Raw genomic sequence first — 25,567 nt, forward strand, 5'->3', positions numbered from 1 at the left:
CCCTAGCGTGGCCTTATGGGACAGACCCGTCGCAAGCCGTCGCCGCAGAGCGACCTTTTCCCTGCCGCGCCCGAAGCGGGGCAGGCTGCGACGTCGACGCCTGAAGGCGGCGCCTCGCCCGAGCACCAGTTCCTGCGGCTGATGAGCCATGAGATGCGCACGCCCCTGAACGGGGTGATCGGCATGCTGGGCCTGTTGTCGCGCACCCGTCTGGACGGCGCCCAGCGCGCCTATGCGGAGGCCGCGCAGAAGTCGGCCGAGCATCTGTTGGGCCTGGTCAACGACCTGCTGGACTACGCCCGGCTGGAGGCGGAGGCGCTGGAATTCGATCCGGCGCCGGTCGAGCTGGAGGGTCTGGTGCGCGGCGTGGCCGAATTGCTGAGCCCGCGCGCGCACGACAAGGGGCTGGAGATCGTCTGGTCGGTGGCCGCCGACGCCCCGGACGTCGTCGCCGACGAGGGCCGCCTGCGGCAGATCCTGTTCAACCTGGCGGGAAACGCCGTGAAGTTCACCGACCGGGGCGGGGTGCGCCTGGCGGTTGAGGCGGTCGGCGAGCGCATGGAAGGGGCGCCTGCGCGCCTGGCCTTCATCGTCGACGACACCGGCCCCGGCGTGCCCGAAGAGGCGCGCGGCCGCATCTTTGAAGAATTCGGCCACGCCGACGTCTCGGACGCCGCCCGGTTCGACGGGGCGGGCCTGGGTCTGGCGGTGGTGCGGCGGCTGGCCCGCGCCATGGGCGGCGACGCCGTGGTCGAGGACCGGCCGGACGGTCCCGGCGCCCGGTTTCGCTTTGAAGCCGAGTTTCCCGTCGCGGCCGACGTCGAGGCGCGCACGCGCCTGCTGGAGGGGCTGGTTGTGGCGGTCCGTTCGCCGAACCCCTTCGTGCGCCGGGCGGCGACCGATCAGGTCGAGGCCTCGGGCGGCCGGGTGGCGCGCCAGGCCGGGGTGACCCTGATCGACCATGCAGGCGCCGAAGGCGGAGCCCTGGCCGTTCGACCGGGCCAGGGTCAGGCCATCATCCTGCTGCGCCCATCCGAGCGCGACCTGATCAGCCGCTATCGGGCGGCGGGCTTCTGCGGCTATCTGATCAAGCCCTTGCGCCGCGAGTCTCTGGCCGAGCGCGTCAGGGCGGCCGCCGCGCCGCGTCGGGGTCTGCCCACGCCGCCGGTCCGATCTGGCGACGACGATCGCGTGGCCCATGTGGCCTTCAAGGGCGTGCGGGTGCTGCTGGTCGAGGACAATCCGGTCGGCGCTCTTTTGGCCAAGACCCTGCTGCGGCGCGAGGGCTGCGTGGTTCAGACCGCCGCTGACGGCCAGGAGGCGCTGGACGCCCTGAAGGCGGCGCGCTTTGATCTGGTCTTCATGGACATGCGGATGCCGCGCCTGGACGGACCGAGCGCGGCGCGGGCGCTGCGGGCGCGCGGGGATCAGACGCCGATTATCGCCCTGACCGCCAACGCCTTCGCCGAGGATCGCGTCGCCTGTCTCGAGGCCGGGATGGACGATCATCTGGCCAAGCCGTTGGAGGCGGACGCCCTGCGCGTGGTCCTGGCCCGCTGGACGAACGCCGCCAACCGCGCCAAGGTCGCCGTTTCCTGATCTGCCAGTAGTCCGTCGTCCGCATCGCCCGGCGGCGCCCCGCCGGAGCCACGCATGACCGATTCCAAGACGCCCGCTTCCGAGGTCGCGGCGCTGCAGCCGTCGCCCAAAGGGCTGGGCGTGCTCAAGGCGGCGTTCCGCGAGCGGCGCACCCTGGCCATGTTGCTGCTCGGCTTCTCGGCCGGTCTGCCCTTCGCCATGCTGTTCGGCACCCTGAACGCCTGGCTGTCCGACGCGGGCGTATCGGTGGCGACGATCGGCGTCCTGTCGTGGGTCGGGCTGTTCGGCGCCTTCAAATTCCTGTGGTCGCCCGCGGTCGGACTGACGCCGCCGGTGATCGGCCGGATGGGGCGGCGTCGGTCGTGGCTGATCCTGTGCCAGATCGTGCTGGCGGGCGCGCTTCTGACCATTTCCCTGTCGCATCCGGGCACGGGGGCCATCGTGGTGCTGGCGGGCGCCGCGGCCTTGGGCGCCTTCGCCTCGGCGACCCAGGACATCGTCATCGACACCTGGCGGATCGAGGTGGCGGACGAGCGGACCCCGGTGGATCTGCTGTCGACGGTCTATCAGCTGGGCTTCCGCACCGCGGCCCTGGTCGGCGGTGCGGGCGCCCTGGTTCTGGCCGATCAACTGGGCTGGTCGACGACCTTCGTCATCGGCGCGGGGCTGATGGGTCTGGGCGTTCTGGGCACGCTGATCGCACCCGAGCCCAAGGCGGCGCCGCGCGCCGCCATCGCGCGCGAACGCATCGGCTCGCCGCGTCTGCGGATGACCGCCCTGGTCGTCACCCTGGCCGCCTGGGCCTGGGCGGCCTTCATGCTGGTGCGCTTCATGGTTACGGCTCTGACCGTCAAGCCTGCGCCCAGCGCCGGAGAGTTCACCGCCGTCTGGGGGCCGTGGATCGTCGGCATGGCGGTGATCCTGCCCGCCGTGCTGGCCGGGATCATCGTCTGGCGCGGGGGCAAGGCGGGGGCGGCGTCCGAGGCCGATCAGGGGCCGGCGCTCGCCAACACCCTGTATGACGCCATCCTGGCGCCGCTGGTCGAACTGATGGGACGCCTGGGCTGGGGCGCGGTGATCGTGCTGGGGCTGATCCTGAGCTACCGCATCACGGACGGCGTCTGGGGCCCGTTCGCCTTCCCCTTCTACATGGGGGACACGGGCGGGGCGCTGGGCCACACCAAGACCGAGATCGCCCTGGCGTCCAAGACCTTCGGCGTGGTCATGACCATCGTCGGCATCGCCCTGGGCGGATGGGCGCTGCTGGTCATCGGCCGGATGGCCAGTCTTCTGCTGGGCGCAGCCCTGTCGGCGGCGACCAATCTGCTGATGATGGACCTGGCTCTGGGGGCGCCGGTGATCGGCGGCTTCATGAGCGCGACCGGCCTCTACAAGCTGTTCGGCGCCTTCGGGGTAGGCGAGCCCCTGGCGCGGCTGATGTTGGCCATCGCGGGCGAGAACATCGCCGGCGGCTTCGCGGGCGCGGCCTTCGTCGCCTATCTGTCGGCCCTGTCGAACAAGATGTTCGGGGCGGTGCAGTTCGCCGTCTTCACCTCCTTGGCCCTGCTGATCGGCACCCTGGGGCGCGGGGCCCTGGGCGAGCTGATCGAACGCCAGGGTTATGCCGCCATGTTCGTCATCGCCGCATGGCTGGGCGTGGTGGCGGTGGTCTTCTGTGCGATGGAGTGGGGGCGTCAGACGATGGAGCGCCGTCGTCTCAACCTCGACGCCTAGGGGCGGAAACGCAAAGAGGCGGCCCGAAGGCCGCCTCTCGAGGTCGTCGTGATCAAGCGGAGGGTCAGTCCTCGACTTCCACGCCCTCGGCGTAGGCGGCGAAGGTGGCGGCGGTGATGATCTCGCCGACCGAGGCGCCCAGGGGCACGATCTGCACCGACTTCTCCAGGCCGACCAGCAGGGGGCCGATCACCGTGGCCCCGCCCAGAGACTGGACCAGGCGGGTCGAGATGGCCGCCGAATGGATGGCCGGCATGACCAGGACGTTGGCGTCGCCGGTCAGGCGCATGAAGGGATAGTTGGCGCGGGCTTCGGAATTCAGCGCCAGGGCCGGCGGCATCTCGCCCTCGTACTCGAAGTCCACATCCATCGAGTCCAGGATGCGGATGGCCTCGCGCACCTTCTCGCCGCGATCGCCGGGCGGGTCGCCGAAGGTCGAATAGCTGAGGAAGGCCACGCGCGGCTTGCGGCCCAGCTTCTTGACCGTGGCGGCGGCCTTGACCGCGATCTCGGCCAGTTCGGCGGCGTTGGGCAGTTCGTGGATCGAGGTGTCGGCCACGAACAGGGTGCGGCCCTTGGCCAGCAGGATCGACAGGCCGATCATCCGGTCCGTGACGTCCAGGACGCGGCGGACCTCCTTCAGGGCCATGTTGAAGTTGCGGGTGACGCCGGTGACCATGCAGTCCGCCTCGCCCCGCGCGACCATGGCGGCGGCGAAATAGTTGCGGTCCTGGTTGATCATGCGCTGGACGTCGCGGCGCAGATAGCCGCGACGCTGCAGGCGGGCGTACAGCCAGTCGACGTATTCGGCGTTTCGATCCGATACGCGGGCGTTCATGATCTGAATGCCCAATTCGTCGAAGTTCAGACCGGCTTCGGCGGCGTTGTGGCGGATCAACTCCTCGCGGCCGACCAGGATCGGCGTGCCCAGATCCGCCTGCTTGAAGGCCCATGCGGCGCGGATGACGACCTGTTCCTCGCCCTCGGCGAAGACGACGCGCTGCTTCGGACCCGAGCGCACGCTGGCCTGGATCTTCTGCATCAGGGCGGCGGACGGATCGACCCGCTGGCGCAGGGCGATGCGATAGGCCTCCATGTCCTTGATCGGCTTGCGCGCCACGCCGGTGTCCATCGCCGTCTGGGCGATGAAGGGCGGGATGTACCAGATCAGGCGCGGGTCGAACGGGGTGGGGATGATGTATTCAGGGCCGAACTTCAGCTTGCGGCCGCGATAGGCGGCGGCGACCTCGTCCGGCACGTCTTCGCGGGCCAGCGCCGCCAGGGCGTGGGCGCAGGCGATCTTCATCTCGTGGTTGATCTGACGCGCGCGCACGTCCAGCGCGCCGCGGAACAGATAGGGGAAGGCCAGGACGTTGTTGACCTGGTTCACATAGTCCGAGCGGCCGGTGGCGATGATGGCGTCCGAGCGCACCGACTTGACGTCTTCCGGCGTGATCTCGGGGTCCGGGTTGGCCATGGCGAAGATGATCGGATTGGGCGCCATGGAGGCGACCATCTCCTTGGAGATCGCGCCCTTGGCCGACAGGCCCAGCACCACGTCGGCGCCGACCATGGCCTCGGCCAGGGTGCGCAGCGGCGTGTCGGTGGCGTGCGCCGCCTGCCATTGGGAGACGTTGTCGCGGCCCTTGTAGATCACGCCCTGACGGTCGCAGATGACGGTGTTCTCGGCCTTGACGCCGGCGGCCTTCATCAGGGCGATGGACGACAGGCCCGCTGCGCCGGCGCCCGACAGGACGACCTTGAGGTCTTCCAGCTTCTTGCCGACGATATGGGCGGCGTTGATCAGGCCGGCGGTCGAGATGATGGCCGTGCCGTGCTGGTCGTCGTGGAAGACGGGGATGTCCAGCAGATCCTGCAGCTGGGCTTCGATCTCGAAGCATTCGGGGGACTTGATGTCCTCCAGGTTGATGCCGCCCCAGGTGTCGCCGATGTTCTTAACCACGGTGACGAATTCATCCGGATCGGTGGTCTTCACCTCGACGTCGAAGCTGTCGACGTCGGCGAAGCGCTTGAACAGCACCGACTTGCCTTCCATCACCGGCTTGGACGCCATGTGGCCCAGGTTGCCCAGGCCCAGGATGGCGGTGCCGTTCGAGATGACGGCGACCATGTTGCCCTTGGCGGTGTAGTCGTAGGCCTTGTCCGCATCGGCGGCGATGGCCAGGACCGGCACGGCCACGCCCGGCGAATAGGCCAGCGACAGGTCGCGCTGGGTCGCCATCGGCTTGGTCGGGGCCATGGAGATCTTGCCCGGCGTCGGATCGCTGTGGAACTCCAGAGCGTCGTCGTCGGAGAAGGTCTGTTTATCGGTCAATTCGGGCATTTCGATCTCGGGAAGGGGCAGGCGCATTTCGTTCCTAGATCGTGGGATGGACGGGGACAACCGCTGACGCTGGGTCAAGGCCGATTGCGTGGTTTCTCCGTCACGCGGCAGGCAGGAAGCCAGTCCCTTCGACCTCGACCGGGCCGGTCATGAAAACGTGGCCGGACGCCTCGTCCCAGTCGATGGTCAGTTCGCCGCCGTCGACCGTCACGGCGGCCTTTCGGTCGGTCAGGCCGCGCCGCGCCGAGGCGACCAGGGCCGCGCAGGCGCCGGTGCCGCAGGCCAGGGTCAGGCCCGCTCCGCGCTCCCACACCCGCAACCGAATGTGATCGCGGGCCAGCACGTCAGCGAAGCCGACGTTGACCCCTTCGGGGAACAGGGGGTGGTGCTCGACCAGGGAGCCGGAGCCGCGCACGAAGGCGTCGTCCAGCCGGTCGGTGAAGAAGACGACGTGGGGATTGCCCATCGACACCGCGCCCGGCGTGTGCAGCACGGGGGCGTCGATCGGTCCGACCTGAAGTTCGATGCCGCGCGTGTCCATGTCTTCCGACAGCGGCACCTGGGACCAGTCGAGGCGCGGCGCACCCATGTCCACGGTGACTTGATGGGTCGCGGCCGTCGATCCTTCGGGGTCTCCAGAGCCGACGCGGCCCGCCGCCCGGCGCGCCGTGGTCGGTCCGCCCAGGGTGTCAATGACCACCTCTTCCTTGTCGGTCGCCTGCAGCAGCAGCCAGCCGACGCAGCGCAGGGCGTTGCCGCAGGTCTCGACCATGGAGCCGTCGGCGTTCCAGACCCGCATGAAGGCGTCGGCCGTCTCGGACGGTTCGACGCCGATCAACTGGTCGAAACCGCCCAGACCCGTCGCCGGATCGGCCAGGGCGCGCACCTGATCCTCGGTCGGGTGGAAGGGTTCTTCGAAGGCCTGGACGACGATGAAGGCGTTTCCGGCGCCGTTCATGCGGATGTAGGGTCGGGCGGGCTGGCTCATGATCGCCTTCATATAGGATTTTTCGCCGGTTCATGTATCGGTGGCGGCGATGACGTCTGACCAGAGCCAAACCGCCAAATCCGACGGGCTGCGGCTGAGGGCGCGCCTGCGCTACCTCTATCACGGCTCCCAGCCGGCGGCGGTGAAGTTCCGCCTGATGGTCATCGTCATCGACCTGGCCATCATCGGCTTCTTCCTGGCCACGCCGATCCTGAAGGAGGCGGGCTGGGCCTTCTATGTCTTGGACTATCTGATCGCCGCCGTTCTTGGGCTGGATCTGGCGGCGCGGGCCTATGCCTATTCCGACATCCGGTCGTGGTTGAAGCGGCCGATCGTCTGGGTCGATCTGTTCGTTCTGGCGACGCTGTTGTTCCCGGCCTGGTTGGCCAATCTGGGCTTCCTGCGGCTGCTGCGGTTCTGGAGCCTGCTGAACAGCGACCTGTTCTGGCGCACCATCGGCCGCCGCTTCGACGACACGCGGGTCGAGGAGGTCACACGGGCCCTGACCGCCCTGGTCACCTTCGTCTTCGTCGTGACCGGCTTCGTCTACGCCTATTTCAGGGGCAAGGCCGAGCACATCAACGGCTATCTGGACGCCCTCTATTTCACCGTCGCCACCCTGACGACGACAGGCTTTGGTGACATCACCCTGCCGGGCAATTGGGGGCGGGTCATCTCCATCGTCGTCATGCTGGTGGGCATCACCCTGTTCATCCGCCTGGCCCAGACCCTGATCCGGCCGCATAAGGTCAAGTTCCCCTGCCCCACCTGCGGGCTTCAGAAGCACGATCCCGACGCCGTTCACTGCAAGGCCTGCGGCCAGATCTTGTGCATCCCCGACGACGGCGACTGAGGCGCGCCCTGCGGCGAAAGATTACAAGCCTGTAAGATTACAGACGCTTGCCCCCTGCCCTCGCTCTCGCCAAGGTGCCGCGCGAAAACATTCGTCCGTTGGGGACACATATGACCATCCGCTCGCTGGCGTCCGTCGCCGCCCTTCTTCTCGCCGCCGGAGCCGCACCCGTCGCCATGGCCCAAGCCACCGTTTCCGCAAGCGCCGCCTCGACGGCTCCGGGCTTCGCCGCCAGCGACGCGACCGACCCCTATATCTGGCTGGAGGAGGTCGAGGGCGACCGCGCCATGGCGTGGGTCAAGGCGCACAACGAGACCTCTCTGGGCGTGCTGCAGGGCGATCCGCGCTATGAGGGCCTGCACCAGCAGGCGCTGGACCTGGTGCAGTCGCGCGACCGCATCCCCTCGCCCGGCTTCACCCATGACGGCCACGTCGACAACTTCTGGCAGGACGCCGAGCATGTGCGCGGCATCTGGCGCCGCACGACGCTGGACTCCTACCGCACCGACGCGCCGCAGTGGGAGACGATCCTGGACATCGACGCCCTGTCGGCGGCCGAAGGCGCCAACTGGGTCTATAAAGGCGCGTCCTGCCTGCCGCCGGACGAGCGTTACTGCCTGATCTCCCTGTCGAACGGCGGCAAGGACGCGGTGACGGTCCGCGAGTTCGACAGCGTCACGAAAACCTTTGTGGAGGGCGGCGTCAGCCTGCCGGAATCCAAGGGCGGCGCCAGCTGGATCGACAAGGACACCCTGCTGATCTCGCGCGACTTCGGCGAGGGCTCGCTGACGGACTCGGGCTATCCGCGCACGGTGCGTCTGATGAAGCGCGGCCAGAGCGTCGATCAGGCGGTCGAGGTCTTCGCCGGTCAGCAGACCGACGTCTCGGTTTCGGGCTACACCCTGCGCGACGCCGACGGCGTGGTGCAGGCGGTGCTGCTGAACCGGGGGATCAACTTCTATGAGAGCGAGACCTGGCGCCTGAACGCCGACGGCTCGACGACCAGGCTGGAACTGCCGCTCAAGTCCAACATCAACGCCCTGGTCGCCGGCCAGCTGGTGGTGACGACGGACCAGGACTGGACCGCGCCGTCGGGCCAGGACTTCAAGACCGGCGATGTGATCGCCTGGAACCTGCAGGCCTGGCTGGCCGATCCCAAGACCCCGGCGCAACTGGTGATCCGTCCCGGCGAGCGCGAGGCGATCGAGGGCGTCAACGCCACCCGCAACAAGCTGGTCGTCGCCCTGTACGAGAACGTGCGCGGTTCGGTCTACGTCTATGACCCGGCCGACTGGAGCCGCACGCGCCTGGACCTGCCGCAGAACGTCTCGGTCGGCGTCGGTTCGGCGTCGGAGCGCGACGACAAGATCTTCGTCAGCGTCACCGGCTATCTGAACCCATCCAGCCTTTATCTGGCCGATGCGGCGACCGGCGCGGTCGCCCTGACCAAGGCCCTGCCGGACAAGTTCGACGCCAGCGGCATGCGCGTCGATCAGTTCGAGGCGCGCAGCGCTGACGGGACGATGATCCCCTATTTCGTCGTCCACAAGGACGCCATGGCGATGGACGGATCGAACCCGACGCTACTGTACGGCTACGGCGGCTTCCAGTCGTCGTTGCTGCCCGGCTATTCGCCGACGGTCGGCAAGCTGTGGCTGGAGCGCGGCGGCGTCTATGTGATCGCCAACACCCGCGGCGGCGGCGAGTTCGGCCCGAAGTGGCACCAGGCGGCCCAGCAGGAGAACCGCCAGCGCGCGCACGAGGACTTCCAGGCTGTAGCCCAAGACTTGATCACGCGCGGCGTCACCTCTCAGCCGCACCTCGGGATCATGGGCGGCTCGCAGGGCGGCCTCTTCATGGGCGCCATGCTGACCCAGCGCCCGGACCTGATCAATGCGGCGGTCATCCAGGTGCCCCTGTTCGACATGCTGCGCTTCCACAAGCTGCTAGCCGGCGCCTCGTGGATCGGCGAATACGGCAATCCGGACATCCCCGAACAGCGGGCCTGGATCGAGCAGTATTCGCCCTACCAGAAGCTGGCGGCGGGTCAGCCCTACCCCGAGGTCTTCATCCACACTTCGACCAAGGACGACCGCGTCCACCCCGGCCACGCCCGCAAGGCGGCGGCGCGGATGGAAGAGCTGGGCTACCCGGTCCTCTTCTATGAAAACGTCGACGGCGGTCACGCGGCCGGCGCCAACCTGCGCGAAACGGCCCGCCGCATCGCGCTGGAATACACCTATCTGACCCGTCGGCTGATGGATCAGCCGGCCCAGCGGTAATCGACGGAGCCCGAGATCATGATGAAGTCCCTGTTTCTGTCCGTCGCCCTGCCCGCCCTGATGCTGGCCGCCGCGCCCGCTCTAGCTGAGAGCGTCGCGTCCGATCCCGCCGCCGCCTCGGCGACGACCCTGCCGCCGCACTTCCCGCGCGACCTGTCGCCCGAGGGGGTCAAGGCCGCCGACGATCATCTGGCGCTGGAAGAGGTGGACGGCGCCGAGGCCCGCGCCTTCGTCGCCGCCTCGAATGAAAAGGCCCTGGCGGCCCTGACCGGCGACCGCCGCTATGAGCCCTTCCGCCAGCAGGCCGAGGCCATCCTGACCGCGACCGACCGCATCCCCGGCGTCAGCTTCCTGGGCGAAGGCCTGGGGAATTTCTGGCAGGACGCGGCCAATCCCAAGGGCGTCTGGCGCCGCACGACGCTGGACTCCTATCGCACGGCCCAGCCCCAGTGGGAGACCCTGCTGGACATCGACGCCCTGGCCAAGGCCGAGGGCAAGGACTGGGTGTTCAAGGGCGCCAACTGCCTGGCGCCGGACGAGACCCGCTGCCTGATCAACCTGTCGGACGGCGGCAAGGACGCCGTGACGGTGCGCGAGTTCGACCTGACGACCAAGCGGTTCGTGGACGGCGGCTTCGTCATCCCCGAGGGCAAGCACCGCATCAGCTGGCTGGACCGCGACACCCTGCTGATCGCCACCGACTTCGGTCCCGGCAGCCTGACGGAGTCGGGCTATCCCTTCATCGTCAAATCTCTGACGCGCGGCCATCCGCTGGCCCACGCGACCGAGGTCTATCGCGGCCAGCAGGGCGACGGCGGCTACGGCGTCTCTCCCATGGTGTTCCGCGACAAGGCGGGCGCGGTCGAGGCCGTGCTGTTCAGCCGCCCGCTGGACACCTTCCGGTCGGAAATCTGGGCTTTGGGCTCCGACGGCAAGCCCTACAGGCTCAACCTGCCAGAGCGCGTGGCGGTTCAGGGCGTGCTGGGCGACAAGCTGATCTTCTCGCCCGAGCAGGCGTGGAGCTTCGACGGTCAGGATTATGCCGCCGGGTCTCTGGTCGCCATGCCGATGGGCGTGCTGGGCGACGTGCGCCAGAGCATCCGCATCGACGCGAAGACGGCGACCATCTTCGCCCCGGGCGCGCGTCAGTCCCTGCAGAACGTCAGCGTATTCGAGGACAGCATCGTCGCCGTCATCGCCGACAATGTCGTAGGCACGCTGAAGCGTTTCGTTCCGACGGCTGACGGCTGGACCGCGACTGACATCGCAGTGCCCGCCAACAGCGCCGTGGGCCTGGGCGACAGTTCCAAGGCCAAGGGCCAGGTCTTCGTCTCGACGCAAGGCTTCCTGACGCCGCCGACCCTCAGCCTGGCCGATGTCGCCACCGGCGCCCTGAGCGAACTGAAATCGGCGCCGGCCAAGTTCGACGCCTCGACCCATGTGGTCGAGCAGTTCGAGGCCACCTCGACCGACGGGACCAAGATCCCCTATTTCGTCACCCGGCCCAAGAATCTGGCGATGGACGGGACCGGCCCGACCATCCTGTTCGGCTATGGCGGCTTCCAGGCCAGCTTCCCGCCCGCCTACAAGCCCGAGATGGGCAAGCTGTGGCTCGAGAACGGCGGCGTCTTCGTCCAGGCCAACATCCGCGGCGGCGGCGAGTTCGGCCCCGGCTGGCACCAGGCGGCTCTGCGCGAGAACCGCCAGCGCGCCTTCGACGACTTCGCTGCCGTGGCCCGCGATCTGGAGCAGCGGCGCATCACCAGCCCGCGCCATCTGGGCATCTATGGCCGCTCGAACGGCGGGGTGCTGACCTCGGTGTCCATCACCCAGCATCCGGAGCTGTTCAATGCGGCGGTCATCGAAAGCCCGCTGATCGACATGCTGCGCTATCAGGAGCTGCCGGCGGGCGCCTCGTGGATGGGCGAATACGGCGATCCGCGCATTCCGGGCGACGCCGAATTCATCGCCCGCTATTCGGCCTATCAGCAGCTGCGGCCCGAGGTGAAGTATCCGCGCCTCTACATCACCACCAACACGCGCGACGATCGGGTCCACCCCGGCCACGCCCGCAAGTTCGCGGCGCGTCTGGGCGACCAGGGCCACGACCACCTCTATTTCGAGGACACGGCGGGCGGTCACTCCAACGACGCCGATCCGGTCGCCAACGCCCGACGCTGGGCGCGGCATTACGTTTATCTCAGCCAGCAACTGATGGACTGATTGTACCGCTCGTCGCGCCCGACGCGCCGCTCACGCATTTATGAGCGGCGTTATCGGGCCGAAGGGATAGGATCGCCGCCATGATGGCACGGGGCCTGTTCAGGTACGGGATGACGGCGGCGGTCGCGGGCGTGGGTCTGCTGGCCGTCGCCGCCGCGCCGTCGCGCGAGCGCGACGCCCCGGTCCAGCCGGTGGTGGTCGAACTGTTCACCGCCCAGGGCTGCTCGGGCTGTCCCGACGCCAACCGCACGGTCGAGACGGTGGCCCAGGATCCAGGCGTGATCGTCCTGACCTACGGCGTCGACTACTGGGACTATCTTGGCTGGTCCGACACCTTCGCCCGGCCCGAGTTCGCCGAGCGCCAGCGCGCCTATCGTCAAGCCTTGAAGTTGCGGAACGTCTCGACGCCGCAGGTGGTGATCGACGGACGTCGTCATGTCTCGGGCGCGCGCTCGCCGGAGCTGAAGGCGGCGGTCGAGGCTGAGGCGCAGGGCCGGGGCTGGCCGCCCGAGATCGAGTTCCGCGAGACCGGCGACCGGGTCGGCATCGGCTCGGGCCGCCCGCCGCGCGGCGGGCTGAGGTCGTCGCCGTCGTCTATCGGCCGGGCCAACAGACGGTCGAGGTCAAGGGCGGCGACAACCGCGGCCGGGCGGTGACCCACGTCAATGTGGTGCGCGAGGTGCGCCGTCTGGGCGACTGGAACGGCCGGCCCGTGCTGTTCCCCCTGCCTCAGGACGCAGGGGTCGATGAAGGGGTGGTGGTGCTGTTGCAGGCCAAGGACGATCGTCGCATCCTGTCGTCCGCTGCGCGTCCGGAAACGGGGCGCGATTGAACCGCTGACGGAAAAGGTCTAAAGGCCCGCCGCTCTTGATGGGCGCGCGCCTCCTCGCGCGACCCGGAGAACATTGCATGGTCGGGGATACGCCCCGCGGCGACGCCGCGCCAACCGCCAACGCCTCATCTTCTGCGAACGCCCAGACTCCGCCTTCCGGCGGGGCGCACGGCCATGGCGGAGGCAAGGCCAGTCACCGCGCCCTGATCCTGGGCGCCATCGGCGTGGTCTTCGGCGACATCGGCACCAGCCCGATCTACGCCCTGCGCGAGGCGACGGCCCACGCCCAGAAGGGCGTCGGCGGCGACCTGGCGATCATCGGCGTGGTGTCGCTGGCCTTCTGGGCGCTGATGGTCGTCGTGACGTTCAAATACGTCATGTTCCTGATGCGGGCCGACAACAAGGGCGAGGGCGGCACCCTGTCGCTGATGGCCCTGGCCCAGCACGCCATCGGTCGACGCAGCGCCTGGCTGTTCGTCCTGGGCGTCTGCGGCGCGGCACTGTTCTACTCCGACGGCGTCATCACGCCCGCCATCTCGGTCCTGTCGGCCGTCGAAGGCCTGCAGGAGGCGCCGGGCCTGAACGGGCGGTTGGACCCCTTCATCCTGCCGCTGGCGGCGGGCATCCTGATCGCCCTCTTCCTGGTGCAGTCGCGCGGCACGGCAGGGCTGGCCAAATTCTTCGGCCCCATCACCCTGATCTGGTTCCTGTCGCTGGGCCTGCTGGGCGTGGTCCATATCTTCGACGATCTGTCGATCCTGAAGGCCCTGTCGCCCTACTATGGGATCAAGCTGCTGATCGCCGACGGCTTCCTCGGCTTCGTCATCCTGGGCAGCGTCTTCCTGGCCGTCACCGGGGCCGAGGCGCTTTATGCGGACATGGGCCATTTCGGCAAGGCGCCGATCCGCCAGAGCTGGCTGTTCATCGTCCTGCCGTGCCTGACGCTCTGCTATCTCGGCCAGGGCGCCTTCCTGCTGTCGCACCCCGGCGCGGCGGACAATCCCTTCTGGAACATGGTGCCGCAGTTGGCCTACTGGCCGATGCTGATCCTGGCCACAGCGGCCACGGTGATCGCCAGCCAGGCGATGATCACGGGCGCCTTCTCGGTCACGCAGCAGGCGGTCCAGCTGGGCCTGCTGCCGCGTATCGACATCCGCAACACCTCCGAGACCCAGGCCGGTCAGATCTATGTCCCGGCGATCAACAGCCTGTTGCTGGTCGGGGTGCTGTTCGTCCTGGTCAGCTTCCAGTCGTCGCACAACCTGACGGCGGCCTATGGCGTGGCGGTGACGGGGACCATGATGGTCAACACCCTGATGGCCTTCACCGTCGTGCGTCACAAGTGGAAGTGGTCGTGGTGGGCCATCCTGCTGACCCTGGTGCCGTTCGGCTTTATCGACGCGGTCTTCCTGACCTCCAACCTGCTGAAGATTCCGGCGGGCGCGTGGATGCCGCTGGTGCTGGGCGGGGGCTTGGTCATGCTGATGTGGACCTGGGTGCGCGGCTCCCAGATCCTGGCCGACAAGACGCGCAAGGACAGCCTGCCGCTGAATGATCTGATCGAGATGCTGCGGGCCCGTCCGCCGCACCGGGCGCCGGGCACGGCCATCTTCCTGACCTCGGACCCGGACGTGGCGCCCGTGGCCCTGATGCACAACCTCAAGCACAACAAGGTGCTGCACGAGAAGAACATCATCCTGACGGTTCACACCTCGGACCGGCCGCGCGTGCCGGACCTGCAAAGGGTGGCGGTCGAGCCGATCAGCGATGATTTCAAGCGTCTGACCCTGACCTTCGGCTATATGGAGACGCCGAACGTGCCGCGCGCCCTGGGTCTGTGTCGCAAGCAGGGGCTGAAGTTCGACATCATGTCGACCAGCTTCTTCCTGGGCCGTCGCTCGGTCGTTCCTTCCGCCCGCCAGGGCATGCCTCTGTGGCAGGACAAGCTGTTTATCTTCCTGATGCGTAACGCCGCCAATCCGACCGACTTCTTCCGCATTCCGCCCGGCCGCGTGGTCGAGCTCGGCACCCAGGTGTCGGTGTGAGCGGGGGCGCGCCCAAGGGCAGAAGCTCCGCCGCGCGCGGTCGCCGCATCGCCGAAAAGGCGCGCGGGCCGCGTCGTGAATCGACCCGGCAGCCCGTCGCGGACGATCCGCACGCCGACATCGGCGTCGAGGCGCGGCTGGTGGCAGGCATCCTTCTGAACGCGGCGCTGGAGAAGCGCACGGGTCTGGACGAGGCCCTGTCGCAATCGCCCGCGCGCGACCTGCCGCCTCAGGACCGGGCCTTCGCCCGCGCCGTGGCCATGGCGGCCCTGCGCCGTCTGGGCGAGATCGACCAGATCCTGGAGCGTCGTCTGCAGAAGGCGCCGCCGCTGGCCGTCATGACCATCCTGCGCGTCGCCCTGGCCCAGACCCTGGTGCTGGAGACGCCCGCCTTCGCCGCAGTGTCTACGGCGGTGAAGCTGGCCGAGCGCGACGCCAAGACGCGGCCGTACAAGAATCTGGTCAACGCCGTGCTGCGCGGCGTCGGCCGCGACGGCCCCGGCCTGACGACCGCCGAATCCAACCTGCCCGACTGGCTGGCCCAACGCTGGAAGGCCACCTACGGCGAGGCGGCCCTGATCGGCCTGGCCCTGGCCACGCGCGAAGAACCGGCGACCGACCTGACGGCCAAGCCCGGCGTCGATCCGGCCGAACTGGCGGCGTCGGTCGAGGGCGAAGCCCTGCCCGGCGGCACGGTTCGCACGGGCAAGCGCGGCGATGTCGCTTCCTGGCCCGGTTTCGAGGCCGGCGACTGGTGGGTCCAGGACGCGGCCGCGGCCGTCCCCGCCCGCCTGCTGGCGGTCAAGGCGGGCGAGACGGCGCTGGACCTGTGCGCCGCGCCGGGCGGAAAGACGCTGCAACTGGCTGCCGCCGGGGCTGAGGTCGTCGCCTTGGACCGCTCCGAAACGCGTCTGAAACGTCTGCGCCAGAATTTCGAGCGCATGAAACTCAAGGTCGAGGTCGTCGCCGTCCCGGCTGAGGACTGGGAAGACGACCGCACGTTCGATGCGGTTCTGTTGGACGCGCCCTGCACGGCCACCGGCACCTATCGCCGCAACCCGGAAGTGCTGCGCGCCACCCGCCCCGCCGACGTGGCCAAGCTGGCCGATGTGCAGCATCGCCTGCTGGACGTGGCCGCCGAGAAGGTGAAGCCGGGCGGCCGTCTGGTCTATTGCGTCTGCTCGCTGGAACGCGAAGAGGGCGAGACGCAGGTCATCGCCTTCCTGCGCCGCAACCCGGCCTTCCGCACCGTCGCCGCTGTTCCCGCCGAAGTCGGCGCTCCGGACGAGGCGCTGACGCCCGAGGGCTGGCTGCGCATTCTGCCCTCGCAGTGGGCCGAGAGGGGCGGGCTGGACGGCTTCTTCGCCGCCAAGCTGGAGCGGATCGCCGACTAGGCCGATGAGCGCGAATCTTTGCAATCGCTACGCCGGTCTGGCGGCGCGGGTCTATGATCTGGACAAGCCGATCGGCCGATCCTTCGGCGACGTGGAATTCTATACGCGCCGGTTGGAAATCTGCGACGGACCCGTGCTGGAGCCGGCGGTCGGTTCCGGTCGCGTGCTGGTCCCTCTGCTCGAGGCCGGGTTCGACGTCACGGGTTTCGACGCCTCTGCGGCCATGTTGGACCTGTGCCGGGCGGCATGCGAGGCGCGAGGTCTGAGGGCGGAGCTGTCTGTGGCCCGCTTTGACGACTTCTCCTATGCGACGCGCTTTGGCGCGGTCGTTCTTCCCGCCGGCTCATTCCAGCTGATCGCCACGGCCCAGGAAGGTCTGGCGGCGCTGAAGCGCTTCCATGACCATCTGCAGCCGGGCGGCCGTCTGATCCTCGACCTTGATCCCGTCTCCGCTGTCTTGGCGCCGCCGGGACCGACGCGGCGCTGGACCGATGCGAACGGCGACCTACTGACCCTCGCCGAGGAACGCATCGATTCCGATCTGCTGAACCAGACGGTCGTCTCGCATCTTCGCTATGATCTTTGGACGGACGGTCGTCTGAGCGCATCGGAGCTGGAGCTGTTCGCCCTACGCTGGTGGAGCGTCGAGGAGATGCGGCTGGCGTTGGGTGCGGCGGGTTTCGTCGATGTCATCGTCTCCGGGGGCTACGAGCACGGGCGGCTCCCGCGACGCGAGGATGACGTCATCACCTTCGAGGCGCGGCGCCCTTTGTAACATCGCAAATCGGACCGACGTCGTCCTCAGTCCTCATCGTCCTCGATGGCGTGGATCTGGTCGTCGTCCAGGCCCAGGTGGTGGCCGATCTCATGGATCAGGACGTGGGCGATGATCTCGGCCAGGCCGACGTCGCCGCGCTCGCACCATTCGTCGAGGATGGGGCGGCGGTAGAGGAAGACGCGCGACGGCTCCGGCGCCGGACCCATGGCGTCGCGTTCGCCGATGTGGACGCCGGAATAGAGGCCGGTCAGCTCGAACGGGTCTTCGATCTCCAGATCACGCAGGATGTCCTCGTCGGCGAAGTCGTCGACGCGGATGACGACGTCGCCCGCCGCCTGGCGAAACAGGTCGGGCAGGCCGGCGAAGGCCTCTTCGGCCAGGCGGGCGAAATCGTCGAGCGAGGGGGCGAGCTGGTCGGTCCAGGGCGTGGTCATGTCGGGGATATCGCCCGCGTCGGGCCGGGCCGCAATCGCAGAGGCGGCCGCGCGTGCATGGGCCGCATCGCAATTCGCCCAATCAGAGTATGGTAAACGACGAATCGGCCTGTCCTGAAGGGCGGCCGGACATGGATCGGATTTTCTGGGGAAGGCATGGCCGAGGCGGATCTCGCGGCCGACATCGCCTTTGCGGCCACGGCGGGGGCGGCGGGGCTGGCGCTGGCGGTCAGCGTCTGGGCCTGGCGCCTGCGCGCCCGGCTGGTCGCGCGCGCGGTCGAGGTCGAGGACGGCCTTGCGGGCGCCCGGATGCAAGCGGAGGCGGGAGCGACCGCCCTTATGGCGTTCGACGATGTGCGCCTGGGCCTAGGGCCGAACGGCGAGATCGAGACCGTCTTCGGCGCGTCGGACGTGCTGGCGGCCTTGGCTCCGGGCCAGGACGCGGCGGGGGCCGCCGAAGCCGTCCTGTCTGCGCTCAAACAATCGCACACCGGCCGTATGGAGGCCTTGATCGGCGCTGGAGAGGCGTTCGAGACCCTGCTGGAGACCTCTGACGGAACCTGGGCCGTCGAAGGGCGGCCGCACGGCGGCGGGGCTTGGCTGCGGCTGTCGCGCCTGGGCGGTCCCGACACGGGCGGCGAAGCCGGGCCGGGCGCCCTGGCCGAGCAATCCCCCGCACCGACCTGGGTGGTCGACGGGGCGGGCCATCTGATCTGGGCCAACAGCGCCTGGCTGCTGGAGACGGGCGCCGAGACGCTGGACGAGGCGCGCAGCCGGACCTTGAGCTTCGACCGGGGCGCTGATGCCGTGGTGGCCGAGGCCCTGCGCCTGAACGCGCGTCAGGAAGGCTTCCGCTGGACCACGGCGGGCGGGCGGCGCCGGGCGTGGAAGATCCTGGCCGAGCCGCTGGCCGGCGGGCGCGGCGCCGTCATCGCCTTCGCCATCGAGATGACCGAGGCCGAAGAGACGCGCGACACCCTGCGCCGCCACGTCGAGGCCCATGACGAGACGCTGAACCATCTGGCCGACGCCGTCGCCATCTTCGGCCCGTCCAAGCGGTTGGCCTTCCACAACACCGCCTTCCAGTCGTTGTTCGGGGTCGACCCGGCGTGGCTGGACGAGCGTCCGACCCACGCCGAACTGCTGGATCGCCTGCGCCAGAAGCGTCTGCTGCCCGAAGTCGTCGACTATGCGGCGTGGAAGGCCGAGGAGCTGGACTTCTACGGCGCCGCCCAGGCCTCGCCGGACGACAGCTGGTCCCTGCCCGACGGGCGGACGCTGCGGGTGGTGCGCCAGCCGCACCCGCTGGGCGGCATCCTGTTGATCTTCTCGGACATCACCGGCGAGCTGCAGCTGCGCAGCCGCTACAACGCCCAGATTCAGGTCCAGCGCGCGACGCTGGACAAGCTGAACGACGCCGTGGCCGTGTTCGGCTCGGACGGACGGCTGCGGCTGCACAACGAAGCCTTCGAGAGCTTCTGGGGCGTGGCGGGCGAGCGACTGATGGAGGCGGGCGACTTCGACGCCGTGGCCGCCCTGTGCCGTCCGGTCCTGCCCGACGCCGCCCTGTGGCTGGGGCTGAAGGCGCGGGTGGCCGACCCCGATCCGGAAAGCCGCGTGGCCATCTCCGGCGAGGGCCGCACCGAGGACGGCCGCATCGCCGCCTGGCAGACGCGCCCCCTGCCCGACGGCGCCACCCTGGTCGCCTTCTTCGACGTGACGGCCCGGCGCGAGCTGGAGCAGGCCCTGGCCGCCAAGGAGGCCGCCCTGGCCGAGAGCCAGGCCCTGAAGCGCGAGTTCGTCGGCAGCGTCTCCTATGAACTGCGCACCCCGCTGACGACCATCGTCGGCTATTCCGAACTGCTGGAGGCGATGGGCGACCTGCCAGAGCGCAGCCGCCAGCACGCGGGCGCCATCCGCGTGGCGGCCAGCCATCTGGCCCGCTCCATCGACGACGTGCTGGACATGGCCCAGATCGACGCCGGCGAGATGGAGCTGACCCTGGGCGACGTGCGGGTCTGCGACCTGCTGGACGAGGCGGCGGAAAAGATCAGGGCCAAGGTCGAGGGCCGCGGCGCGACGCTGCACCTGGCCTGTCCGACGGGGCTGAAGCCGATCCGCGCCGACGCCCGCCGCATCGCCCAGGCGGTCGATCACCTGCTGGAGAACGCCTGCCGCGCGGTGTCCGAAGCCGGCGCGGTCAGCCTGACCGCCGAGGCGGGGCCGGGCGAGGTCCGCATCCGCGTCGAGGACACCGGCCGGGGCATCCCCTATCACCTGCAGGCCCACGTCTTCGATCGCTTCGTGCGGCGCGAGCGCGGCGGGCCGGGCGTGGCCCTGGCGCTGGTCAAGGCCCTGGTCGAGCTGCACGGCGGCTGGGCCGAGGTTCAGTCGGAACCGGGCAAGGGCGCGGCCTTCATCCTGCACCTGCCGGTCGAGGCGACGGCGCCGACCGCCGCGCCGGAATTGCTGCTGGGCTGATCTGACCCGCCCAGTCGTGCTAGAGGGCGTGTCCAAGCCCTCCAGGACGTCCTCATGGCCGACACGACCCGCCCCCTGCTCAAGACCGCCGTCATCTATGATTTCGACGGCACCCTGGCCCGGGGAAACATGCAGGAGGTCAGCTTCATCCCCTCGATCGGGATGACGCCGGCCCAGTTCTGGAATGAGACCGTCCGTCCACGGACCATCGCTTCGGACGGCGACGGCATCTTGATGTACATGCAGATGATGCTGCTGGCCGCGCGCGAACAGGGCGCCCCGGTGACGCGCCAGACGCTGCGCGACCACGGCCGCGACGTGGCCCTGTTCGAGGGCCTGCGCGACCGCTCCTGGTTCGACCGGATGAACGCCTTCGGCGCCCAGTTCGGGCTGGAGATCGAGCACTACATCATCTCGGCGGGCCTGACCGAGATGATCGAGGGTTGCCCCATCGCCGAGGCCTTCACCCACGTCTTCGCCTCGAAATACGCCTATGACGAGGACGATGTGGCGGTCTGGCCCGCCGTGGGGGTCAACTACACGACCAAGACCCAGTATCTGTTCCGCATCAACAAGGGGGTGCACAACCACTGGGAGGATGAACGCATCAACCGCTTCATCCCGGACGAGGAGCGCCCCATCCCCTTCGACCGGATGATCTTCCTGGGCGACGGCGACACCGATGTGCCGACCATGAAGATGATGCACACCAAGGGCGGCTTCTCCATCGCCGTCTACGACCCTGACAGCACCCCGCGCGACCACGACAAGATTCATCGCCTGATCTCGGAGGACCGGGTCAACTTCGTCGCGGCGGGCGACTATCGCGAAGGCTCGCCGGTCGATCTGATCGTCAAGGGCCTGATCGGCCGCATCGCCGTCAACTACGGCCGGATGCCGGCGGACTGAGGCGCCGGTCGGCGTCCAGCTGAAACACGAGGTCGGCGCGAACCCCGCCCGCCAGCATATGGCGGGTGATCCGCTCGAAATGCTGGATGAAGACGGCCAGTTCGGCGCGCCGCGCGGACGGCAAGTCGGCGGGCGGCAGGCCCATCAGCCTCGCCTCCTGTTCACAGCGCCAGTCCAGTACGGCGTCGAAGGACGGCGCCTTGAGGAACAGCACCGCGTCGAAGCGGGAGAAGGCTTCAGCATAAGGGCCGGCCAGGGCGGCGTTGGCGGCGCGTCGCCATGTCCCCTGCCCGTCTCGTTCGGCCTCCAGGGCGTTGACGGGCGCGGCGAGGTCAGCCTCGGCCTGCGGCGTCGCGCCCAGGCACCAGCCGTCGACCAGCACCGCCGACGGGCGGCCCGCAAACACAGGCCAGTCCGTTTTGGGCGCGCGATCATCGGCCAGCTTGTCGAAGGCGGGAAGCGGCGTGCGGCTGTCGGCGCCGGCGGCGCGCAGGGCGGCCAGGGTTCGCTCCAGCAGGCCCAGATCATGCGTCCCCGGCGGGCCGCGTACGGCGAACAGGGGATGGACCTCGCGGGCCAGGGCCTGGCGCTCGGCCCCGGTCAGATAGACGTCGTCCAGCGACAGATACGCGGCCCCCAGCCGTTCGGCCGCCGCGCGGGCCAGGGTGGTCTTGCCCGAGCCTTGCGCGCCGGCGATCCCGATCAGAGGAATGTGGTCCGGCCGGGCATGGAGGGCGGCCAGAGACCCGACCGCGTCCAGCAGTCGGGCCTCGATCATCTCAGTGCTGGCTTTCCGGCAGGCGCACGATCAGGCCGTCCAGATCATCGGTGACGCGGATCTGGCAGGACAGGCGGCTGTTCGGTTCGACGTTCTCGGCGAAGTCCAGCATGGACTCTTCCATGGCCGAGGGGCGGCCCGTCTCGGCGGCGAAATTCTCGTCGACATAGACATGGCAGGTGGCGCAGGCGCAGGCGCCGCCGCAATCGGCGTCGATGCCCGGTACATTGTTGCGGATCGCGCCTTCCATCACGGACAGGCCTTTCTTGACCTCGACCGTGTGCTCGGTTCCGTCGTGCTCGATGTAGGTGATCTTGGGCATGGAAGCGGTCTTAACTCTGGATGCGGGGTTGGCAAGCCTTGCTACGCGCCGGCCAAGGAAAACCCCCGGAACCAGGCGGCGCCGGGGGCTTTTCTTTTCGTTCGGACCGGCTGGATCAGGCGGCCGTCTTCTTGCGGGACGGCGAAACCATCAGCTTCTTGGTCTCGGCGATCGCCTTGGCCGGGTTCAGCCCCTTGGGGCAGACCTGGGCGCAGTTCATGATCGTGTGGCAGCGATACAGCTTGAACGGGTCTTCCAGGTCGTCGAGACGCTTCTGGGTGGCGTCGTCGCGGCTGTCCGAGATCCAGCGGTAGGACTGCAGCAGGGCCGCCGGGCCGAGGTATTCTTCCTGGTTCCACCAGTAGCTCGGGCACGAGGTCGAGCAGCAGGCGCACAGGATGCACTCGTACAGGCCGTCCAGCTTCTCGCGGTCGGCGGGCGACTGCAGGCGCTCCTTTTCCGGGTCCGGCAGGTCGGACTGGAGGTAGGGCTGGATCGAGTCGTACTGGGCGTAGAACAGCGACAGGTCCGTCACCAGATCCTTGACCACCGGCTGGTGGGGCAGGGGGGCGATGGTGATGTTGTGCGACGAGCACTCGTCCCAGCCCTTGGTGCAGGCCAGGGTGTTGCGGCCGTCGATGTTCATCGAGCACGAGCCGCAGATGCCTTCACGGCACGAGCGACGGAACGACAGGGTCGGGTCGATCTCGTTCTTGATGTGGATCAGGGCGTCCAGAAGCATGGGGCCGTGATCGTCGGTCGAGACCTCGTACGAGTCCCAGCGCGGATCGGCGTCCGTCTCCGGGTCGTAGCGATAGACCTTGTAGGTCTTGATGTTCTTGGCGCCGGCCGGGGCCTTGTGGACCTTGCCGGTCGTGGGCTTGGAGCCGCGCGGGAGGTTGAGCTGAACCATCTGCGATCCCCCTTAGTAAACCCGAGCCTTGGGCTCGATGTACGAGACCTCGTCGGTCATCGTGTATTTGTGCACCGGACGGTAGTCGATCTGGACGCCTTCGCCCGGACGCTTCCACGCCAGGGTGTGCTTCATCCAGTTGACGTCGTCGCGGTCCGGATAGTCCTCGCGGGCGTGGGCGCCGCGCGATTCCGTGCGGTTGGCCGCGCCTTCGATGGTGACCAGGGCCTGGGCGATCAGGTTGTCGTACTCCAGCGTCTCCACCAGGTCCGTGTTCCAGATCAGGCCGCGGTCCGTGGTCTTGATATCCGAGCCGGCGGCGTCGATCGAGCGCAGCTTCTGGACGCCTTCGTCCAGGGTCTTGCCGGTGCGGAAGACGGCGGCGTCGGCCTGCATGGCGCGCTGCATCTCCAGACGCAGGTGCGCCGTAGGGGTCGAGCCCGAGGCGTTGCGGAAGCGGTCCAGGCGCGCCAGGTGTTCGTCCGTCTGGGCCTTGGAGGCCGACGGCACGGCCGAGGCCTTGTCGACGACTTCGCCGCAGCGCAGGCCGACGGCGCGGCCGAACACCACCAGGTCGGTCAGGGAGTTGGAGCCCAGACGGTTGGCGCCGTGCACCGAGACGCAGGCGGCCTCGCCTACGGCCATCAGGCCCGGAACCACGCTGTCGGGGTTGCCGTCGCGCAGCGTCAGCACCTCGCCGTGATAGTTCGTCGGGATGCCGCCCATGTTGTAGTGGACGGTCGGCAGGACCGGGATCGGTTCCTTGGTCACATCGACGCCGGCGAAGATCTTGGCGCTTTCCGAGATGCCCGGCAGGCGCGCGTGCAGGATCTTGGGATCCAGGTGATCCAGATGCAGGAAGATGTGGTCCTTGTTCGGGCCCACGCCGCGGCCTTCGCGGATTTCGATGGTCATGGAGCGCGAAACCATGTCGCGCGGGGCCAGATCCTTCACGGTTGGCGCATAGCGCTCCATGAAGCGCTCGCCTTCCGAGTTGGTCAGATAGCCGCCTTCACCGCGTGCGCCCTCGGTAATGAGGCAGCCGGCGCCGTAGATGCCGGTCGGGTGGAACTGCACGAACTCCATGTCCTGCAGCGGCAGGCCGGCGCGCAGCACCATGGCGTTGCCGTCGCCTGTGCAGGTGTGGGCCGAGGTGGCCGAGAAATAGGCGCGGCCATAGCCGCCGGTCGCCAGCACCACCATCTTGGCGCGGAACTGGTGCAACTGGCCGGTGTCGAGCTGAAGCGCGGTGACGCCGGTGCAGGCGCCGTCCTGCATGATCAGGTCCAGCGCGAAATACTCGATGAAGAACTTCACCTCGCGACGGACCGACTGGCCGTACAGGGTGTGCAGGATGGCGTGGCCGGTGCGGTCGGCGGCGGCGCAGGTGCGCTGCACCGGGCCTTCGCCGAAGTTGCGGGTCATGCCGCCGAAGGCGCGCTGATAGATCTTGCCTTCGTCGGTGCGGCTGAAGGGCACGCCCCAGTGCTCCAGCTCATAGACGGCCTGCGGCGCGTTACGGACCAGGTATTCGATGGCGTCCTGGTCGCCCAGCCAGTCCGACCCCTTGACGGTGTCGTACATGTGCCACTGCCAGCTGTCCTCGCCCATGTTGCCGAGCGAGGCGGAGATGCCGCCCTGGGCCGCCACGGTGTGCGAGCGGGTCGGGAAGACCTTGGTGACGCAGGCGACCTTCAGGCCCTGCTGGGCGGCGCCGAGGGCGGCGCGCAGGCCGGAGCCCCCGGCGCCGACGACGACGACGTCGTATTCGTGATCGATAAGCTCGTATGCAGCCATGGCGGGATCAGACTCCGGCCGGCAGCGGGGCCGAGCCCAGCGCCAGACGCACGATGAAGAAGACGCTGGCGGCGGCCAGCACGAGGAAGATCAGGTTGGAGACCATGATCAAGGCCGGGCGGGAGGAGCCGGGGACGTAGTCCTCGAGGATCACCTTCCAGGCCAGGCTGGCGAACAGGCAGAAGACCACCGCCGTCACGGCCAGCAGGCCGGCGTTCAGGGTGCTGCCGAACCAGGCGACGACCGCGCCGTAGTCGGCGCCGGCCAGGGTGAAGCCGGTCGACAGAACCCACAGGCCCAGCGGCATCAGGGCCAGCAGGGCCAACTTTTCGAGCTTCCATTCCCCGGCGCCGTGGCGCTCGGAGATTTTCACATTGTTCTTGAACTTGGGCGCGGCGCTCACAGCGAAACCTTTCCAGCAGCGAACAGCACGACCCAGAACAGGACGGCCAGGACGATCGGACCCCAGACGGCGATCTGGGCCATCAGGTTGGCGGACTTCAGGTCCAGCCCCTTGCCCGCGTCGTTGATCAGGTGGCGCGCGCCGTTCAGCAGGAAGGAGAACAGCACCCACGTCAGGCCGAACCAGATGAACAGGCCGAACGGCGAGCCCGAGAAGGCGGCGAGCGAGGCGAAGGCGTCCGGGCCGCAGGCGACGATCGCGACCCAGCCCAGCAGCAGGACGGCGCCCACGCTGGCCGCGCCGATGGTGACGCGGAACAGGATCGACGCGACCATGGTCATGTGCCAGCGCCAGATATCGGTGAAGGGCGACATCGGTGCGACGTGCCCGTTGGGGTGACGGACGTAGCGGCCCGTCCGGTCGCCAGTTTCGCCCGCAGCCGGGGGAGTGTTCGACAT

General features: G+C 68.6%; 20 protein-coding genes and 1 pseudogene. 12 read left to right on the forward strand and 9 right to left on the reverse strand.

The features are described 5' to 3' along the window. Nucleotides 1-15: 15 nt before the first annotated feature. Nucleotides 16-1,599, forward strand: a complete 1,584-nt coding sequence (locus tag FGL25_RS16070) for a response regulator (protein ID WP_138142258.1) — start codon at nt 16-18, stop codon at nt 1,597-1,599. 54 nt (nt 1,600-1,653) lie between these two features. Beyond that, nucleotides 1,654-3,333 (forward strand): AmpG family muropeptide MFS transporter, encoded by a 1,680-nt coding sequence (locus FGL25_RS16075; protein WP_138142259.1) that lies wholly within the window; start codon nt 1,654-1,656, stop codon nt 3,331-3,333. Between the two features lie 64 nt (nt 3,334-3,397). On the opposite strand, the gene FGL25_RS16080 is transcribed toward FGL25_RS16075, so the two are convergent. Together FGL25_RS16080 and dapF are read right to left on the reverse strand one after the other, a co-directional pair. Then, the gene (locus FGL25_RS16080) at nt 3,398-5,677 is read right to left on the reverse strand and encodes an NADP-dependent malic enzyme (protein WP_138142479.1); all 2,280 of its coding nucleotides are present in this window, start codon (nt 5,675-5,677) and stop codon (nt 3,398-3,400) included. Nucleotides 5,678-5,777: 100 nt separating this feature from the next. Then, the gene (gene dapF, locus FGL25_RS16085; RefSeq protein ID WP_223850634.1) at nt 5,778-6,665 is read right to left on the reverse strand and encodes a diaminopimelate epimerase; all 888 of its coding nucleotides are present in this window, start codon (nt 6,663-6,665) and stop codon (nt 5,778-5,780) included. Nucleotides 6,666-6,714: 49 nt separating this feature from the next. On the opposite strand from dapF, the gene FGL25_RS16090 reads away from it, so the two are divergent. The 8 genes and pseudogenes from FGL25_RS16090 to FGL25_RS16120 all read left to right on the forward strand — a co-directional run bounded on the left by FGL25_RS16090 (nt 6,715) and on the right by FGL25_RS16120 (nt 17,069). Then, nucleotides 6,715-7,518: a potassium channel family protein gene (locus tag FGL25_RS16090; RefSeq protein WP_040346413.1), complete on the forward strand. Its 804-nt coding sequence runs from the start codon at nt 6,715-6,717 to the stop codon at nt 7,516-7,518. 110 nt (nt 7,519-7,628) lie between these two features. Further along, complete coding sequence (locus FGL25_RS16095) at nt 7,629-9,800, forward strand: prolyl oligopeptidase family serine peptidase (RefSeq protein ID WP_138142260.1); 2,172 nt, start codon at nt 7,629-7,631, stop codon at nt 9,798-9,800. An 18-nt stretch (nt 9,801-9,818) separates the two neighbouring features. After that, the gene (locus FGL25_RS16100; protein WP_138142261.1) at nt 9,819-12,023 is read left to right on the forward strand and encodes a prolyl oligopeptidase family serine peptidase; all 2,205 of its coding nucleotides are present in this window, start codon (nt 9,819-9,821) and stop codon (nt 12,021-12,023) included. Between the two features lie 110 nt (nt 12,024-12,133). Then, nucleotides 12,134-12,487: pseudogene (locus FGL25_RS17755) on the forward strand (DUF1223 domain-containing protein); the annotation flags it as partial. 35 nt (nt 12,488-12,522) lie between these two features. Then, nucleotides 12,523-12,855, forward strand: coding sequence for a DUF1223 domain-containing protein (locus tag FGL25_RS17760; RefSeq protein WP_252970271.1), 333 nt, complete (start codon nt 12,523-12,525; stop codon nt 12,853-12,855). Nucleotides 12,856-12,932: 77 nt separating this feature from the next. Then, the gene (locus tag FGL25_RS16110; RefSeq protein ID WP_003166508.1) at nt 12,933-14,900 is read left to right on the forward strand and encodes a potassium transporter Kup; all 1,968 of its coding nucleotides are present in this window, start codon (nt 12,933-12,935) and stop codon (nt 14,898-14,900) included. Further along, the gene (locus FGL25_RS16115; protein WP_138142262.1) at nt 14,897-16,294 is read left to right on the forward strand and encodes an RsmB/NOP family class I SAM-dependent RNA methyltransferase; all 1,398 of its coding nucleotides are present in this window, start codon (nt 14,897-14,899) and stop codon (nt 16,292-16,294) included. The genes FGL25_RS16110 and FGL25_RS16115 overlap by 4 nt, the downstream gene beginning before the upstream one ends. Before the next feature lie 4 nt (nt 16,295-16,298). Continuing rightward, entirely contained in the window at nt 16,299-17,069 is a 771-nt protein-coding gene (locus tag FGL25_RS16120; RefSeq protein ID WP_046652647.1) for a class I SAM-dependent methyltransferase, read from the forward strand. Nucleotides 17,070-17,095: 26 nt separating this feature from the next. On the opposite strand, the gene FGL25_RS16125 is transcribed toward FGL25_RS16120, so the two are convergent. After that, nucleotides 17,096-17,506, reverse strand: a complete 411-nt coding sequence (locus tag FGL25_RS16125; protein ID WP_138142263.1) for a metallopeptidase family protein — start codon at nt 17,504-17,506, stop codon at nt 17,096-17,098. Between the two features lie 156 nt (nt 17,507-17,662). On the opposite strand from FGL25_RS16125, the gene FGL25_RS16130 reads away from it, so the two are divergent. Continuing rightward, a complete protein-coding gene (locus tag FGL25_RS16130) occupies nt 17,663-19,987 on the forward strand; it encodes a sensor histidine kinase (RefSeq protein ID WP_138142264.1) in 2,325 nt (774 codons plus the stop codon). Nucleotides 19,988-20,041: 54 nt separating this feature from the next. After that, nucleotides 20,042-20,896, forward strand: a complete 855-nt coding sequence (locus tag FGL25_RS16135; protein ID WP_003166504.1) for an HAD family hydrolase — start codon at nt 20,042-20,044, stop codon at nt 20,894-20,896. Here FGL25_RS16135 and FGL25_RS16140 read toward each other — a convergent pair. From FGL25_RS16140 to sdhC, 6 genes are all read right to left on the reverse strand, one after another. Continuing rightward, a complete protein-coding gene (locus FGL25_RS16140; protein WP_138142265.1) occupies nt 20,868-21,674 on the reverse strand; it encodes a kinase in 807 nt (268 codons plus the stop codon). The two genes, FGL25_RS16135 and FGL25_RS16140, sit on opposite strands and share 29 nt — an antisense overlap. A gap of 1 nt (nt 21,675) precedes the next feature. After that, nucleotides 21,676-21,996 carry a 2Fe-2S iron-sulfur cluster-binding protein gene (locus FGL25_RS16145; protein WP_003166502.1) on the reverse strand — a complete coding sequence of 107 codons (321 nt, stop codon included), beginning with the start codon at nt 21,994-21,996 and terminating at the stop codon, nt 21,676-21,678. Between the two features lie 115 nt (nt 21,997-22,111). Further along, nucleotides 22,112-22,909 carry a succinate dehydrogenase iron-sulfur subunit gene (locus FGL25_RS16150; protein WP_088410725.1) on the reverse strand — a complete coding sequence of 266 codons (798 nt, stop codon included), beginning with the start codon at nt 22,907-22,909 and terminating at the stop codon, nt 22,112-22,114. A gap of 12 nt (nt 22,910-22,921) precedes the next feature. Beyond that, complete coding sequence (gene sdhA / locus FGL25_RS16155) at nt 22,922-24,706, reverse strand: succinate dehydrogenase flavoprotein subunit (RefSeq protein WP_040346412.1); 1,785 nt, start codon at nt 24,704-24,706, stop codon at nt 22,922-22,924. Between the two features lie 7 nt (nt 24,707-24,713). Continuing rightward, the gene (locus tag FGL25_RS16160; RefSeq protein ID WP_046652643.1) at nt 24,714-25,109 is read right to left on the reverse strand and encodes a succinate dehydrogenase, hydrophobic membrane anchor protein; all 396 of its coding nucleotides are present in this window, start codon (nt 25,107-25,109) and stop codon (nt 24,714-24,716) included. Then, nucleotides 25,106-25,567 carry a succinate dehydrogenase, cytochrome b556 subunit gene (sdhC, locus tag FGL25_RS16165; RefSeq protein ID WP_232463864.1) on the reverse strand — a complete coding sequence of 154 codons (462 nt, stop codon included), beginning with the start codon at nt 25,565-25,567 and terminating at the stop codon, nt 25,106-25,108. The genes FGL25_RS16160 and sdhC overlap by 4 nt, the downstream gene beginning before the upstream one ends.

Origin of the sequence: Brevundimonas vancanneytii, from assembly GCF_901421975.1 — a bacterium.
In the GTDB taxonomy this organism is placed as follows: Bacteria; Pseudomonadota; Alphaproteobacteria; order Caulobacterales; family Caulobacteraceae; genus Brevundimonas; species Brevundimonas diminuta.